The organism is Aminobacter sp. P9b, from assembly GCF_045345995.1.
GTDB lineage: Bacteria > Pseudomonadota > Alphaproteobacteria > Rhizobiales > Rhizobiaceae > Aminobacter > Aminobacter niigataensis.
Window position 1 is genome coordinate 2,083,761 of the sequence record NZ_CP150082.1, and the last position, 15,985, is coordinate 2,099,745.

Annotated in this window: 11 protein-coding genes and 3 pseudogenes; 9 read left to right on the top strand and 5 right to left on the bottom strand. The window is 56.2% G+C overall.

Annotated elements, in window-relative coordinates; all coding sequences use genetic code 11:
- Positions 1-7 precede the first annotated feature (7 nt).
- The 5 genes from WHT83_RS10315 (at position 8) to WHT83_RS10335 (ending at position 5,956) form a co-directional block, all read left to right on the top strand.
- Positions 8-571 (top strand): sarcosine oxidase subunit gamma, encoded by a 564-nt coding sequence (locus tag WHT83_RS10315; protein WP_154387537.1) that lies wholly within the window; start codon positions 8-10, stop codon positions 569-571.
- A 25-nt stretch (positions 572-596) separates the two neighbouring features.
- Complete coding sequence (gene glyA, locus WHT83_RS10320) at positions 597-1,862, top strand: serine hydroxymethyltransferase (RefSeq protein ID WP_246787004.1); 1,266 nt, start codon at positions 597-599, stop codon at positions 1,860-1,862.
- Positions 1,863-1,926: 64 nt separating this feature from the next.
- Positions 1,927-3,312 carry an L-serine ammonia-lyase gene (locus WHT83_RS10325; RefSeq protein WP_154387535.1) on the top strand — a complete coding sequence of 462 codons (1,386 nt, stop codon included), beginning with the start codon at positions 1,927-1,929 and terminating at the stop codon, positions 3,310-3,312.
- A gap of 394 nt (positions 3,313-3,706) precedes the next feature.
- A complete protein-coding gene (locus WHT83_RS10330; protein WP_154387534.1) occupies positions 3,707-4,939 on the top strand; it encodes a M20 family metallopeptidase in 1,233 nt (410 codons plus the stop codon).
- Between the two features lie 9 nt (positions 4,940-4,948).
- A complete protein-coding gene (locus tag WHT83_RS10335; protein WP_406873736.1) occupies positions 4,949-5,956 on the top strand; it encodes an Ldh family oxidoreductase in 1,008 nt (335 codons plus the stop codon).
- 818 nt (positions 5,957-6,774) lie between these two features.
- Here WHT83_RS10335 and WHT83_RS10340 read toward each other — a convergent pair.
- Positions 6,775-7,575, bottom strand: coding sequence for a GntR family transcriptional regulator (locus WHT83_RS10340; RefSeq protein WP_154387533.1), 801 nt, complete (start codon positions 7,573-7,575; stop codon positions 6,775-6,777).
- A gap of 460 nt (positions 7,576-8,035) precedes the next feature.
- Between WHT83_RS10340 and WHT83_RS10345 the strand changes: the two are divergent.
- Positions 8,036-8,272 (top strand): annotated as a pseudogene (locus tag WHT83_RS10345) (transposase); the annotation flags it as partial.
- Between the two features lie 57 nt (positions 8,273-8,329).
- Here WHT83_RS10345 and WHT83_RS10350 read toward each other — a convergent pair.
- Positions 8,330-8,522 (bottom strand): annotated as a pseudogene (locus tag WHT83_RS10350) (IS110 family transposase); the annotation flags it as partial.
- An 822-nt stretch (positions 8,523-9,344) separates the two neighbouring features.
- Here WHT83_RS10350 and WHT83_RS10355 point away from each other — a divergent pair.
- Complete coding sequence (locus WHT83_RS10355; protein ID WP_154387532.1) at positions 9,345-10,031, top strand: cysteine hydrolase family protein; 687 nt, start codon at positions 9,345-9,347, stop codon at positions 10,029-10,031.
- Positions 10,032-10,124: 93 nt separating this feature from the next.
- Here WHT83_RS10355 and WHT83_RS10360 read toward each other — a convergent pair whose 3' ends face one another.
- The 3 genes and pseudogenes from WHT83_RS10360 to WHT83_RS10370 all read right to left on the bottom strand — a co-directional run bounded on the left by WHT83_RS10360 (position 10,125) and on the right by WHT83_RS10370 (position 11,547).
- On the bottom strand, positions 10,125-10,247 hold the full coding sequence (locus tag WHT83_RS10360; RefSeq protein ID WP_256438586.1) for a hypothetical protein: 123 nt from the start codon (positions 10,245-10,247) through the stop codon (positions 10,125-10,127).
- Positions 10,248-10,256: 9 nt separating this feature from the next.
- On the bottom strand, positions 10,257-10,469 hold the full coding sequence (locus WHT83_RS10365; protein WP_246670957.1) for a hypothetical protein: 213 nt from the start codon (positions 10,467-10,469) through the stop codon (positions 10,257-10,259).
- A pseudogene (locus WHT83_RS10370) lies at positions 10,466-11,547 on the bottom strand (IS5 family transposase). Before WHT83_RS10370 ends, WHT83_RS10365 begins: the two are co-directional and overlap by 4 nt.
- A 495-nt stretch (positions 11,548-12,042) precedes the next feature.
- On the opposite strand from WHT83_RS10370, the gene WHT83_RS10375 reads away from it, so the two are divergent.
- Both WHT83_RS10375 and WHT83_RS10380 read left to right on the top strand, forming a co-directional pair.
- Positions 12,043-14,100, top strand: a complete 2,058-nt coding sequence (locus WHT83_RS10375) for a hydantoinase/oxoprolinase family protein (RefSeq protein WP_154387612.1) — start codon at positions 12,043-12,045, stop codon at positions 14,098-14,100.
- Entirely contained in the window at positions 14,097-15,884 is a 1,788-nt protein-coding gene (locus tag WHT83_RS10380) for a hydantoinase B/oxoprolinase family protein (RefSeq protein ID WP_154387611.1), read from the top strand. The genes WHT83_RS10375 and WHT83_RS10380 overlap by 4 nt, the downstream gene beginning before the upstream one ends.
- Positions 15,885-15,985: the final 101 nt, after the last annotated feature.

The following is a 15,985-nucleotide window of genomic DNA, read 5'->3' on the forward strand; positions in this document are numbered from 1 at the left end:
GCATCGCATGATTCACGAACACCATCCGCTCCTTGGGCGTGAGATTACCCTGCGCAACACGCCTGCGTCGCTCGTCATCTGCGCAGCACCGGACTATGCGAGATTCAACCTCAGGATCGATCCGGCTCAACTTGCCGGCGCCTCTAAAGCGTTCGAGCTGGAATTGCCAACAAAGATTGGTGCTATTTCGGTGGCTGGAGACAGAGTTGGCGCTCGGCTCGGTCCGGACGAATGGTACTTGCTTGCCGCGCCTTCCTCCCAAGAAGCAGTAGAGCGCGCCTTTGCCGATCTCTACCCTGCGATGCCGCACAGCCTTGTCGATGTCGGCCACCGTGAAGTCGGCATCGACATCAGTGGGACGCATGTCGTGTCGGTGCTCAGTTCGGCTATTGCATTCGACGTAGGGGCAATGCCTGCCGGTACGGGCTGCCGTACTATTTTCGACCGGACTCAGATCGTGTTGTTGCGTGAGGCCGTGGACCGCTTCCGTATCATGGTCTGGCGCTCTTACGCCGAACATGTTTGGCAACTCCTTGCCGCCGCTGGCCGCGAGGTCGAGCTGGATATTTGAGAGCACAGGTAAAGGAGATATTAGGGTGAAGTTTTATCCAGACTATCTACCGAGTGATTTTGGTGTAGCTACTGCCATCCGTAGAGAGCTTGAGCGGCAACAAAATCAGATAGAGCTTATCGCATCTGAGAACATCGTCTCAGAAGATGTCTTGAAAGCGCAGGGCTCAGTTCTGACGAACAAGTACGCTGAGGGCTATCCCGGCAAGCGCTATTATGGCGGCTGCGAATTCGTCGATTATGTAGAGACGTTAGCGATTGAGCGTGCCAAGGAGCTGTTTGGCGCGCGCTTCGTGAATGTGCAGCCACACTCCGGCGCTCAAGCCAACCAGGCGGTGTTCCTGGCGCTGTTACAGCCGGGCGATCGTATCATGGGCATGTCTCTAGCTCATGGTGGGCATCTGACGCATGGCTCACCGGTGACGATGTCTGGCAAGTGGTTCGATGTGGTTAGCTATGAGGTACGCCAGAGCGATCAGCGGATCGACTATGAGGCACTGCGCACCCGTGCGCTAGAGACGCGACCAAAGCTCATCGTTGCGGGCGCTTCGGCCTATCCGAGAGCCATCGACTTTGCTGCATTTCGCAATATCGCTGACGAAATTGGCGCTCTGCTAATGGTGGATATGGCGCATTATGCAGGTCTCATTTCCGCTAGAATTTATCCCGATCCGCTTCCGTATGCTCATGTGGTGACAACAACTACCCACAAAACGTTGCGCGGCCCGCGGGGAGGCATGATCCTAACCAATGACGAGGTGCTAGCTAAGAAGATCAACTCGGCCGTGTTCCCAGGCAATCAGGGTGGCCCGCTGATGCATGTAATCGCAGCCAAGGCGGTTGCCTTCGGTGAGGCGCTTCAGCCGGAATTCAAAGCCTACGCCGCACAGGTCGTGACCAATGCGAAGGTGCTCAGCGACACGCTGGTCGCAGGAGGCCTCGATATCGTGTCCGGCGGCACTGACTGCCATATGGTTCTTGTCGATCTGCGGCCGAAGCGGGTGAAAGGGCGTGATGCCGAGCAAGCGCTGGAACGCGCAGGGCTTACATGCAACAAGAACGCAATTCCATTCGATCCAGAGAAGCCGGCTATTACGTCGGGTATTCGTCTCGGCACGTCGGCCTGCACGACACGAGGTTTCGGTGAAGCGGAATTCTCCCGGGTCGGCAAGTTGATCCTTAACGTAGTCGATGCCCTGGCAGAAAAGGGACCCGAAGGTGATCCGGCCGTTGAGAAGAAGGTGCGGACCGAGGTAAAAGAAATCTGCGACCGGTTCCCGATTTACGGCTGAAAGCGGGAGTTACGCTTTGCCCCGATGCCAATGGCGCGGCGCAATATTTTGGGGCAAGTATGGCATGTTTCTGAGCGTCTTCGAAGTCTTTAAGATCGGCATTGGGCCGTCTTCGTCACACACCATGGGCCCAATGACAGCCGCGGCCCGCTTCCTCGAACTGGTTCGTCGCTCATTGCAAGGTAAGGATGCGGCGCGAATACGGGCGACATTGCATGGGTCGCTCGCTTTCACTGGTAAGGGCCATGCCACTGATAGGGCGGTGGCGCTTGGTTTGCTAGGTTACCTGCCAGCCGATCTCGATCCGGATCGGGCCGAGCAAGACCTTGCCAAACTGGGCACAACGCACCGTTTGCATCCAGAAGGTCTGCCGTCACTTGCTTTCGATCCTATCACTGACATTAGCTTCGATTACGGGCCTCCTCTGCATGGACATGCCAACGGCTTGGTCTTCGAGGTTCTGGACGATAAAGGCGATGTGCTGGTCCGAGAGGTCTATTATTCGGTAGGCGGTGGCTTTGTGGTTACTGCTGCTGAACGCGAAACTTCTGATGGCATTCAGTCAGAGGATGAGGGCAATTGTCCTTATCCGTTCGAAACTGCGGCAGCGATGCTGGAAATGGCTCATGCCAGTGGCCTATCAATTGCTGCCATGAAGCACCAGAACGAGGTCTCCCTTAAGCCGTGTGTTGATGTCGAAAAGGGCATTGCGCGCCTCTGGTCAGTTATGAACGATTGCATTCAACGTGGACTGGCGCAGGAAGGTGAACTTCCCGGAGGGCTGCGCGTGCGCCGTAGGGCGCGAAATATCCACCAACAACTCCTTGTGGAACGGCTGACCAACTCCGGCCAGCCACATGTGGCCTCCGACTGGCTGAGCGTGTATGCCATGGCCGTCAACGAGGAAAATGCCGCTGGTGGGAAGGTGGTGACGGCGCCCACCAACGGGGCGGCCGGCGTTGTTCCGGCAGTACTTCGTTACTATCTAGACCACTGTGTCGGTGCCGATCCCATCAAAGTGGTCGAATTTCTACTTACCGCAGCAGCCATTGGCGGCTTAATTAAACACAATGCCTCGATTTCGGGTGCAGAGGCTGGATGCCAGGGTGAGGTTGGCTCGGCTTCGGCAATGGCCGCGGCCGGGCTATGTGCTGTTCTGGGTGGCACACCGAAACAGGTTGAGAATGCTGCCGAGATCGCTCTTGAGCACCACCTTGGCATGACCTGCGATCCAGTTGCCGGTTTAGTGCAAGTACCATGCATTGAACGCAACGGCATCGGCGCGATCAAGGCCGTGGCTGCAGCCTCCCTCGCGTTGAGAGGGGACGGTTCACATTTTATGCCGCTAGACAACTGCATAGCCGCAATGCGCCAGACTGGCGACGAAATGAGTGCCAAATTCAAGGAAACAAGCCTCGGCGGCCTGGCAGTTAATCTTCCAGAATGCTGATTCCCGTAACTGTGTGATTCAGTTTCTCGTTTCGAAGTTCAGCTTTGCCAGGATGTGAATTTTAACGTGCCCTGCATCGAACCACGTCTAAGATGATCTTTTCCATGGCGATGTCGATAGCATGCAGGCGATGGCGTCGCCTAGGATCTTCAAGGTCTTAGCAACCGGCGAAGGACAAGGCGCGCTCCGGCAGCACGGCGGGAGTAGAGCGTTTTGTTCGCGGCATTCGGGCTCCACATTGCCCAGACGTCGCGCAAATGTCTGCCAAAAACACATGCAATCTCAGGCATGCTACGCTCAATTCCCTCCTGCATTGCCAATTTTGGGATTGCAAGATCGAAGGAGCTATCATATAGCTAGATGAAAGTAGATTATAGGTTGTGCAGGAGGTCAAGTGTCTGGACAGGGCGCGGATGGGCAGGGAAGAAGCAGGAGGGTCGATGCGCTTGTTAGTGAGCGTAGCGAGCAAATTCTGCAATTGGTTGAAGGTCTCGTTCGCCTACCGACATATGAACCAGCTCAATGCCGACACGCTGCGCTGTTCGTAAAGGAGAAGTTTTTTGAAGCCGGCTTCAGGGTGGAGACCCACGATCCGATCGATCAGGGCGGCGCAACGGCCCCAATCCTACTCGGCTGGCTCGGCGAACGTACTACCCGGCCGGATATTCTTCTATGCGTCCACATCGACACGTCGCCTGCTGGGGACGGGTGGACCCGTGACCCGTTTGGTGCCGAGCAGCACAATGGGCTCATCTATGGGAGAGGCGCGGCTGTCTCGAAGTCTGACGTCGGGTGCTTTCTTTACGCTGCTGAGTGCGCGTGGAAATCGTTGGTGAATACGCAGGGGGTCACGATAGCGGTTGCCGCGACCAGTGACGAAGGGGCCGGCGGTAACTACGGTGCGGGCTATCTGCTCGAATCTCTCGGTATCCGACCGCGGTTGGCCGTGTTTCCCGGCTTTACTGACGTCGTTACTGTCTCGCACAATGGCTGTATTCAGATCAAAGTCCGCCTTGTAGGAACTGCCTGTCATCAATCGCTGCTGCGGCCCAAAGAAGATGCCATGCGCGCTGCGACGGATTTGTGCACAAAGATCTACACTATGGCGGATAGGCTGATTGAAAGACATTCAGAGCAGTTACGTCCGACCCTGAACGTGACCAAAGTCGCTGCCGGCACCGTGTTCGGAATGGCCCCGCGCCAAGCTGACGTGTGGATTGATCGCAGGGTGGCGCCGCAGGAGGACATGAATGCTGTCCGGGACGAATTGTTGGCCTTGGTTGACGAGGTGACGAAGGCAACTGACTGCGAAGTGACAAGTGAGGTGGTGCGAATGGCCGAACCCATGCGATCCGCTGCTTCGCAGCAAGCCTTCGTAAGTTTGCTTAAAGAAGAAGCGCGGGCAGCCTTCTGTAAGAACCTGGAGGAAAGCAATTCGACCCTCTACACTGATGCTAGGTGGTACTCCAACGCAGGCATTCCCACAGTAATGTACGGCGCAGGGGAGGCCGACGTTAGGGTTTCCGGCGCAAATGGCGTCGACGAACGGGTTCCGGCAGCGCTCCTCACCCAAGCTACGACTATCCTCGCGCGTGCGATGACACGATTCATTTCCGAACCCATTTAGGGGCTCCCTATGACCAATAACATCAATATGACAATCGAAAGCGCCTCAAAGCTCGTCATCGATTGCTTCGTGCGAAATGGATGCTCGCCTGCGGTAGCAAAATCTGTAGCACGAGTCATTGTTGCAGCCGAAGCGGATGGCTGCCTCTCCCACGGCTTGTTCCGCGTACCTGGATACGTCGCATCTTTGCGTAGCGGGAAGGTTTCAGGGGTTGCTCAACCAAAGGTCCGCCAGGCGTTACCGGGGGTTATCGTGGTCGACGGTCAAGGCGGTTTTGCGCCACCCGCCTTGGACGAAGCGAGATCCTCTCTTATCGAACTAACCCGAGGCAATGGGATTGCTGGGCTTGCATTGGTTAACGTCCACCACTTTTCGGCGCTCTGGACGGATCTAGAGCCAATTTGCGCAGAGGGATTGTGTTCCCTTGCCTTCACTAGCTATCTGCCGGTCGTGGCCCCGGCCGGTGGAACAAAGCCGCTTTTCGGCACAAATCCAATGGCGTTCGGCTGGCCGAGGGCGGATGGTAGACCGATGGTTTTCGATCAGGCATCAAGTGTACTCGCTCGGGGCGAAGTCATGATCGCTGCTCGAGACAGTCATCGCATGCCAGAGGGGGTTGGCATTGATGCGAACGGCAATCCCTCTACCGATCCCAATGAGATTCTTAAGGGTGCAATGCTAACCTTCGGAGGTTACAAAGGATCGGCGATAGCGCTCATGGTCGAACTGCTAGCGGGCTCGCTGATCGGCGAGCAATTCAGCTACCAGGCCGGCGAAAACGATAACAAGGACGGTGGCCCGCCACGTGGCGGAGAACTAATTATCGCGATGAACCCGGTGGCCATCGGCGGGGTTGGAGCGTTTGCACACGCAGAGCAGCTCTTCTCCAAGATTACCGAGCAGCCCGGAGCTCGGCTTCCAGCGGATAGGCGTTACGCCAATCGGGTTCGGGCTACAGAAAGCGGATTGTCGCTTCCAGCCGAAGTCGTAGAGCAGGTTCGCGCACTGATGATCTAGCCTACGTCTTAAATCGGCATAGATGATGTTCTTTTTGGAAGAGCTAGAGCCCTGTTGTTGTGGTCAGTTTGTGCGCAAAAGTAAGACGGAATGTGAACAGCAAATCGTGTTAGATTGTCTGTCAGATTCGTCTAGGCTAGTAGGCTAGTATGATCTAATCATGAAATGGACCATCCAAGCGGAATACTCTATAGTGGCCACTTTGGTCGATACTAATTTGATTGAACTAGCGCTGAAGTTCTCGCCTGCGAGCAACCAGTTTCCGGTGGCAGGATCGGGCCATCGCTCGCTGCGTTGTGGCGCTCACCCTCATGAGAAGGTGAAGAACCTCGTGGCTGAGCCATAGGTGAAGATCGTAACGTCCGGTGAGCTTCAAGTTCCACTGTATGTGGAGTTGCCAAAACAAAGACTACTTGGCTTCGCAGCACCTGGCTACGCGGCTGCAGAGTCGTTATGGGCACCAAAGCGTATAATGCTCGGCATTGTGCGCTTGAAGTGCCCACGCCTTTAGTGCGTCAGGACGGCTTTAGGTTTTGCTCAAGAGAGCCTCATGGCATTGGGCCAAGCGCACCATCGATATGACGGATCTGTGCACGTCCAGCTTGATCGATCCCCTGAGTGGTCCAGGCAAGTGCGCGGCTGCCCTTGCGTTGGCATGCGTTGATGCCGATCGAGGGATTTTCACATTGCTGGTTTGAGTGTGCGCCAACTACGAGGCAAAGTATAGATATTGGCATAATTCCATGCAAGTCCGACTTCAGATATTATGGCCGTAGTGGGTAGCGTTCAATCGAAGTCAAAACCGCGCAATCGCCTAGTTAGCGAAAACGTCGCCGGCTGATTGAGAACCTAAAATGTGATGGGTCAAGCCAAACCCGCCCCCATAGAAGAGGCGATCCTTCCATAGTCATAATTGTGGTGTCTAGAAACAGAAGCAATCCGTCATCATCACCTGTCAGTATTTCTTTAACTTCACCCCTGGCGACGCATGGCTTTACCTCACTGTCCGCATAGTCAATGCGGTATCGCCCATCCTCCAGCAAAATATCCAGCACTGATCCAGAGAATTTCTTTTTCAACGCCTTCTCGTCAATGGCTGCGAGGGGGGCCGTGTCGATGATCCACGCCACAGGTTCGCCGTCGACCAATTTACTTCGTTTCACCTGGAGGACTCCAGCTCCGACTGGCACCTGGAGCTTAAGACTCATCTCAGCATCTGCCTCGGTGTGTTCCCACTGGAGATGGCCCGTGTCGACTTCATGCCCCGTTTCTCGTGCGAATGTGTCTATTGACGCCAACCTGTCCAGGCCATGCCTGACTTCTTTGGCGCGCGGCAGCACGAGGGCGCCGACTCCATTTCTCACGCTAATAAGGCCATGGTCCCACAGGCTTCTGATGGCAGCGCGGGTAGTGACGCGGGAAACTTTATAGATATCACAAAGCTCCGATTCGCTCGGCAAGAGCTCTCCGGCTCCGATTTTTCCGTTCATAATATAGTCATCCGAGATTCGCTGGGCGACCTGGTCGGATAGGGAGCGTCGTCCATAGCCTTTATCGGATTTGTCTGCTGCCAGAGTGGCCTTTAGAGGACGGCGTGAGTTGCGAGCTGTTATGTTCATTCCGAATCCAACTTTTTCCAACGATCAGTGAGGCAGGTGATACGGCCCGACTGATAGGCGTATCACACCTATATCATTAGCAGAACAGGGCAACAATATAGACCAATTCCTAGCTTAGGATCGCACATTGAAAAGGACTCGACATTCGGTCGCAAAAAATGGGTCAGATCCGACGATCTTTCTAGCACATATATGCGATAGGTCTGAGTCTCTCTTTTCAAACGGAAACTCCTCTCCGGACCTTGACGGCGCTCGGATGTCAGCCGTCAAGGTTTGGAGCGCAGGAGTCCGCCGCACCGGCGTCTTCGTCATTCGGAACTACCTCCGGACAAGGCATGGTCAAATTATCATGCTCTGACTTCCAAGCTTGTGCCCTTAATGGCCGTAAGCGCGTAGGGAGCTCCACGTAACATTTGGCCCGCTGATCGGGGATTTCTGCATGAATCATGCGGAGAATCCTATGAGCGACAGTGTGAATCAGCCGCGAACATTCGAGGTTTTGACAGCGGCGCCGGTGCGGGCGCTACGCAACCCCCGCGACTGGCCGAACGAGGAGAAAGAGCGCCTGACTGCCGAGACGTTGTTGCCTGGAGCCAATGTCTCGGCGATCGCGCGCGCTGAGGGATTGGATCCCTCGCAGCTTTACGGATGGCGTCGCAAGGCACTGTCATCGGGGTTGGTTGCGCCCCTGGCTGAAGCCGCGGCGAAGGAGGTCAAGTTTGCGAAACATGTATGCCGCCGCGGCTGCGAGCGGTCAGGCTGGTTGCGCCTTCCTTGTAGCAGCCCAGATGAAGCCGGCCAGTTCCCGGGCGATCGCTGTGCAGACCATCGTTGTCTTCCTGCCTTGTCCGCTCAACATTCGATAGCGTGCCGTCAGCCGGCTCTGCGCCTTCCAGATCTAGGACCTTTGGCGATGCTTGTTCCAGACGGCAGAGCTTTCTCGTGCCCCCTTAGGTCCAGGCGTTGCTCAACTCGTGCGGGGCATTATTTCCGCTCATAGGAGAGTGGATTTCGTGGGGTGAAACGCCAAAACAGGTTCATTCTAGACCCTGTGGGGAGGGGCGCACGTCACGCCAGCCCATGCGGATCGGTCCGTCGACGTTGTGCCTGTAGCCGGAAAAGCGTTCAAGCCTGCGTACGGCAATTTGACGGAAAATCGGCTCTCCGCCCTGGAATCTATCGGCGCGAGTCAGTCACTCTTGAGTTGGACGCATGCTGTATCGCCATCATGCGACCTCATCCATTATGCTTGAGCTATTTCGCTAAGCTTGAGGTGTTCTGTGTAAAATGCCTACCGCGTAGTTGATGCAGATAGTGTCAGGCGGACGATCTTCAGTACGCTTATGATTTGCATGGCAAGGTCCAAAGAAGGATCGGCTGCGTGGGGCGATGGTTGCGCGAAATAGATCATTTACAATTGTGGATATGTTCCACCTAGCGTGAAGAGAGCCGAATCTAAAAAGATATTATACATATTTCCGATGGCTGTGGAGACTTTTGAGCGCCTTATTTCGAACGCGCGTTGTTCCAGGAAGGCGATGGGGTCAAAAAGACCGAGAGCCACGATAACCTCTTGACAATGTCAACCTATCATATAGGTTACATAACCTGTAAGAGAGCTGGAATCGAAAGTTCGGCTCTCTAACAAGAGCAGACTGAGGTGTCGGATTGGACACGGCATGGTGACGACCGCGCAATGCCGGCATTTCGGTATTAGTTTGCCTGCGATATTCGCGGGTCAATGTTGGTAAACCGTTTGGAGGTTTGAAATGTCTTCTGTCGTTCGCGACACAGCTTGGGATCTTATCATCCGAGTTGATCCTGAATTTGACTACAGCCGATGTGCGCTTGTCGTCATCGATCTTCAGTATTTGACTGCGTCGCGTGAGTTCGGTGCGTTCAAGAAAGTTAAAGACGGCGGATTCGGCGAGGAGGGCGAATACGCAATTTCTCGAATCGAAGATACGGTTGTTCCCAATGTCGCTCGCTTGGCGAAGGCGATGCGGGCCAAAAACCTGCCCGTCTTTTTCGCGCGTGTGGGGTCTATTAAGGGTGATGGGTCCGATCAGACCGAGCGTCATCGCAAGCAGGGATTAACAGTTGCGCTCAATGAGCGACCCGCTCAGATTCTCGAGGGGCTCGGCGTAGAAGACGAGGACTTGATCATCACCAAGTCTGGTTCGGGATGCTTTACCTCGACCAACCTGGACCACATGCTCCGCAATATGGGCATTCGAGATGTGATCCTTACCGGCATCTGGACCAACAGCTGCGTCGAGACGACCGCACGAAATGCGGGTGATCTGGACTACAGGGTGGTCATTGTCGAAGACGGCTGCGCGGCCATGACCGAAAAGCTGCACAAACATGCGTTGGAATATCTGGATAACAACTGGGGTGCCGTCCGCTCTACCGAAGAAGTCATTGCGGGCGTTACCTCTTCGAAAGCTTCCTGATCACGAATAGCTAGACAGCTCCTAAATTCTGACCAGAGCGGCGTGGCGGATTACGTCAGAAATGTTGTGACGTTGAACGGCACGCCGACGGGTCTAGCAGTCTGTTGAAGAAGTATCGCGCGCGGCCTTGAGGATGGCCTCGTCGGCGTTGTGGTAGGCGAACGTGATCTCGATCGAGCCGTCGTCGAGCAATTCGGCATGGCCGTAGCCGCTCACTTCGTCCGTTTAGTCGCAGCGATCCCACGTGAAGAAGGCCATCGATGGGGTGTAGCTGACATCGAGGCCGGCTTGCAAAGCACCAAATGCGATCTCGCCGTTGTTGTCGTCGCCGATGGTGATCGTGGCGGGACCGCAGAGGTTGAGATAATCGCGATCCCACAGATCGGCCTTGACAATGCGCCAGCGGCCGATCAGCTGGCAGCCCGCCGGCGCGGTCATGTCGGCACCGCCAGCAGCTTCGGCAGCCGTACCAGATTGTAGGCGGCGGCAGCGAAGGTGAAGGCCATCCGACGCGATCACGGCCACGGAACCCGGTCTTGTCTTGGCCAGCGGCCGTCTTGATCCAACCGAACGCCTCTTCGATGCGCTTGCGGGTGCGCTGACTGACGGCATAGCCGCTGTGCCGGGTCGTGCGTCCGTCGATCGCTGAACTGCGGCCGTTGGTGTTCTGCGCTACGTGCGACGTCACGTTCATCGAGCGCAACTCGTTGACGAAGTCCTCCGCATCATAGGCCTTGTCGGCGCCGAGCGTGATCGCCTGCGGCCGGTCGGCACGCGGCTCGATCATGTGCAGTGCGGCTACCCGTTCGGCATGCCCGTCGGCCAGCGTCAGGCAGGCATCGACCAGCAGGCCGTGGCGGTTCTCCATGAGCCCGTGCCCCATGAAGCACCAGCTTCGTCTCCTTGCCTTTGCCCTTGCGATAGAGCCTGGCTTCGGGATCGGTGGTCGAGGCATGCGTCTCGTTCGACCGCTTCTGGCCGTGGAAGTCCGCCTCCGCGTTGCGCCCCGCCGCCACCCTCTGCCGGCGGCTCGCCCGAGCCATCCTTCGGCCTGATGCTCTTCATCGACGCCCACGCCTCGATCAGCGTGCCGTCGACCGAGAAATGATCGGTGGACAGAAGCTTCTTCACCCTGCGCTGCGCCAGAACCGCGTTCAGGAACTTTGCGGCGATGTCGCCCTCGAGCAGCCTGTCGCGGTTCTTCGAGAACACCGAATGATCCCAAGCCGCGTCGTCGACGCCGACCCCCACAAACCAGCGGAACAGAAGGTCGTATTCCAGCCGCTCCGAACGGATCGAATAGAACGCCTGTAGCAGCATCGCCCTGAGCAACTTCTCGGGCAGGATCGACGGCCACCCGATCGGCGAATACAGCGCTGCGAAGTCGCGCTCCAACGCAGCCAGCGCCTCGTTAACGATCACACGGATTGCGCGCAGCGGATGATCGCTCCGCACCCCCCGCCTCGAGATCCACGTAGCTGAACAATTCGCCAGTCAGATTGTCGCCGCCGCGCACCGATAACCTCTGAATCTCTTCAGAGCCAATGAATCATAGTCGACCATCCAGTGCGAGCGACTTCTTCAACAGCCCGCTAGATGGATATCAAGACTGATCGTTTGCTGCAGGGTGCTGGTTCTGCGGCACAGGACGTCAGCGCATAATGACCTTTGCTCGGCATGCTCGGCCGGGCCCTCCGCGGCGAGTTGCGTCCAACGCTGAGGCACACATCGCCGGCAGTGATGCTATCCCGGCAAATGTCGCTACAGCGCGAAGACCAGGACAACCATATTTCTAAAGACGGTCTAACGCGTGTGTGGTGATCGGGCAGGCGATCCATATCAACCAGATGAGGTTTCGCCGAAGTGCTCCTTGCTCAAAATTACCTTGCCTCACTCAACTTGTCCAAATTTTTCACCATTCACTATTGACAGTTGTAACCTATAGGATAGCATGTTGTACCTATATGAAAGGTGAGTTCAGTCTGGCTCGCCGGGAGGAGAAAGAAACTGTATGTCGTACCGACTGTCAGCCGATATTGGCGGAACATTCACGGATCTCGTGTTGGTGAACGAGGCAGGGGAGATGCACGTCCATAAGACGCCTTCCACGCCGCGGGACTTCACCCAAGGGATTCTCAATGGAGCAAAAGAGATCGTCACGGCACGCTTAGGCTCTGGCGATTTGGGTGCCATTGACACCTTTGTGCATGGTGCAACCGTTGTGCTTAACGCGTTGCTTCAGCTTAAACTGCCTCGTACTGGTCTTATAACGACGACGGGTTTTCGCGATGTGCTTGAAATCATGCGAACCAACAATCCGTTCATGTACGATCTCCAGTATGTTAAGCCATCGCCACTGGTACCCCGGTCGCTCCGCTTGGAGGTAGGGGGGCGAATTCGTCATACCGGGGAGGAGTTAGTTCCTCTCAATGAAGACGATGTTCGCTTGGCTGCGGCCCGTCTTCGCCAAGATGGAGTCGAGGCTGTGGGGGTCTGCCTGATCCATGCATATGCTAGTTCCGCGCACGAAAGGCGAGTGGGCGAAATTCTCGCTGAGGAGTTGCCTGGTGTGACGGTGTGCCTTTCGTCGGATGTTGCGCCCGAATGGAGGGAGTTCGAGCGCACCTCGACCACGTGTATTAATGCTGCGACCGTGCCAATCATCTCATCCTATCTTGGTCGATTGTCGGAGCAACTGAAAGAGCGGGGTCTGAAGCGCGACCTACTGGTGATGCAATCGAATGGTGGCGTTATGACCACTGATGCAGCATGCAAGTGGCCCGTACGCACTGTTATGTCAGGGCCGAGTGGTGGCGTCGTCGGAGCTGCCACCCTGGCAGCGCAAATCGACGTCCCTAACGTGGTTACCCTTGATATCGGCGGCACCAGCAGTGATATGGGTGTCATAGCAAACGGACGCGCTATCACCGTAGTTGAGAGCGTCGTTGCGGACGCTTGGCCCGTATTGGCGCCGATGATCGAGATTCTCTCAATTGGGGCTGGAGGGGGCTCCATCGCTTGGCTAGATGCAGGCGATGCCCTGCGAGTTGGCCCCCAGAGCGCAGGCGCAGACCCGGCGCCAATCTGCTATGGAAAGGGTGGTACGGAACCCACCGTAACCGACGCAAATGTTGTGCTAGGTCGAATTGACCCCGAGTATTTTCTCGGTGGCCGTATGCGCCTGGATGTCGATGGCGCCCGTGAAGGCGTCGGACGGATTGCTGATGCGGTAGGCCTTTCGCTTGAGCAGGCTGCCGATGGGATTGTGCAGATCGCCAACACCCATATGTCCAAAGCCATTCGCTCTATTTTGATCGAGAGAGGCTATGATCCACGTGATTTCGTGCTGATGGGCTTCGGCGGTGGAGGTGGGCTGCACACTGCGGCAGCGATGCGCGAGTTGTCCATTCCCCACGGGATTGTGCCAAGCAATCCAGGAGCACTTTCTGCAATTGGAATGCTTGGGACGGATTTCCGCCATGACCGCGCGCGGACGCTGGTGCGACCAGTCGCTGATCTAGATGCCAATGAGGTCGAGAAAATCTTCGCCGAGTTGGAGGGCGAAGCTCTGGCTGCATTGATCGCAGAAGGGGTCGAGCAATCGGCTGTGGAGATGCGGCGGTCGGCAGATTTGCGCTACGTTGGACAAGAGTATCACTTGAGCGTGTCTCTTCCGTCGCGTGGAGAACCCTTGGTAGCCGAAGAGCTTTCATCGCAGTTCAACCGCGAGCATGAACGTATTTATGGCTATTCCACCCCTGATTCACCGGTTCAACTCGTTAATCTCCGCTTGGTTGGAATCGGCCACACCGAAAGTCCGGCGTTGCCGCGGATCGGTCGACGGCCAGATGGTGAATCGCTCGAACCGGTGAAATGGCGAAAGGTCTATTTTGCAGGCTCAGGCTGGACAGAGACCCCGATATACAGCGTGGAGAACGTCCTAGCGGGCGACACGCTACCAGGCCCGAGTATTCTTGAGGATCCTCGCTCTACGATGCTGATCTTGCCCGGTCAAAGCGGTGAGATCGACGAGCTACGCAACCTGCATATTTATGAGGTAGTAAAGTGACCATTCGCATGAACACCGCTATGAGTACGGATCGCGCGGCGGCAACCGTTGATGCGGTCACTCTTGAAGTAATCCGCGCAGGGCTGATCTCTATAGTTCGCGAAATGAGTGTGGCGCTTACACGCACCGCCTACTCTACAATTATTCGCGACGTGCACGACTTCAGCTGCGTCGTCTTCGACGCGCGTGGCCGGCTCGTTGCTCAGGCAGAAGGTATTCCCTCATTTAACGGTTCAATGAGCTTTGCTTTGGATGCAGTGAGGGCAAAGTTCCCGCTTGGCGAAATGAAGCCAGGTGATGTGTTTATTTCCAATGATCCGTACTTCGCGGAAGGATCGTCGTTCCACAAGAACGATATCAATATCCTGATGCCGATTTTCCACGAGGGCCAGCTGGTTATGGTCAGTGCGAGTAAGGCGCATTATCTGGACATTGGCGGAAAGAATCCCGGAAGCTATGCGCCTGACGCAGAAAATACGTACCAAGAAGGACTATGTATTCCGCCTGTGAAGTTGTACGATTCTGGCGTGCTGAATGAAGCAGTGCTCGATATCTTCCTTGGTAACGTCCGTGTGCCTGATACTGAGCGCGGGGATTTGTTCGCGCAGCTGGCGGCAGGGAAGACAGCGGAGCAGCGCTCAATTGAACTTGTCGCAAAGTACGGAGCCTCTACGGTTGCAGCGGCTGTAGATCATTTGCTCGACCATGCTGAAAAGATGGTTCGGGCGGCGATTGATCGAATTCCCGACGGTACTTACCATGCTGAAGGCTTCCACGATGGCGATGGTACTACCGAGGATCCGATCCCCCTCAAAGTTGAAGTTGTTGTTGCCGGCAGCGACATCACGGTCGATGTTACGGGCAGCGCGCAACAGCGAAAGAGTTCGGGCGGTAACGGCCATTGGCACACGACAGTTGCCGTGACGCGCGAAACGGTTATGTTTTTGTCTGACACTACGATGGGTACAAACGAAGGATCGTATCGGCCCATCAGTGTTATTGCCCCGAAGGGTTGTGTATTCAGACCAGTTTCCCCCGCTCCGACAACCACCGGCACTGCAGACCTTTCCGTGCGGCTGATCGAACTCATACTGCAAGCGCTCTCGCCAGTACTTCCAAAGGAAGTGATCGCCGGAACGTTCGGCACAGTGAGCGCGCTTACTCTCGCAGGACGGGATCCGGACGGCCGCGAGTTCGTTCACTTTTCGCCTTACGCGGGTGGCTGGGGAGGTCGGGCGCGCAACGACGGTAATAGTGCCATGGTTTCTCTGCTATCCGGGGACAACTACAACGTGCCTTGTGAAGTAATGGAAACCCGCTTTCCAAGCCTCCTCGCCGAGCGGTATGCCCTTCGGGAAGGTTCCGCAGGTGCGGGTCGGCACCGCGGCGGTTGGGGCGTGGACTACGACTATCGGGCTCTTGTCCCGCTTGAGCTAAGCGTCGCACTGGATCATTACAACTTCCCGCCTGCAGGCCTTTTCGGAGGTCATGATGGTGAAGGCAGTGCTCTGGTGCTTGATTCTGGAGGTGAAGAACGCATACTACACCAAGCGGCAGGTGTCGTTGTTCCGGCGGGAACGGTAATCAGTCATAGAACTGCAGGTGGCGGCGGCTATGGTAATCCCCTGGAGCGTGATGCGGAAGCTGTAGCGATTGACGTAAGGGACGAACTGCTCACACCTTCGCAGGCAATTGAAATTTACGGCGTCGCTTTCGGGCCAGATGGTGAACTTGACAGGACAGCTACAGAGCAGCTGCGCTCTGCGCGGCTTGTCAATTCCTAGAAGCAGAGACGGCCAGTCCGTCGAGCATTTCCAAGGCTCGACGGACGAATCTGAACGCTGGACTTGTTCCGTTCACTCAGGCCACGTTGTACAGTGGAGGC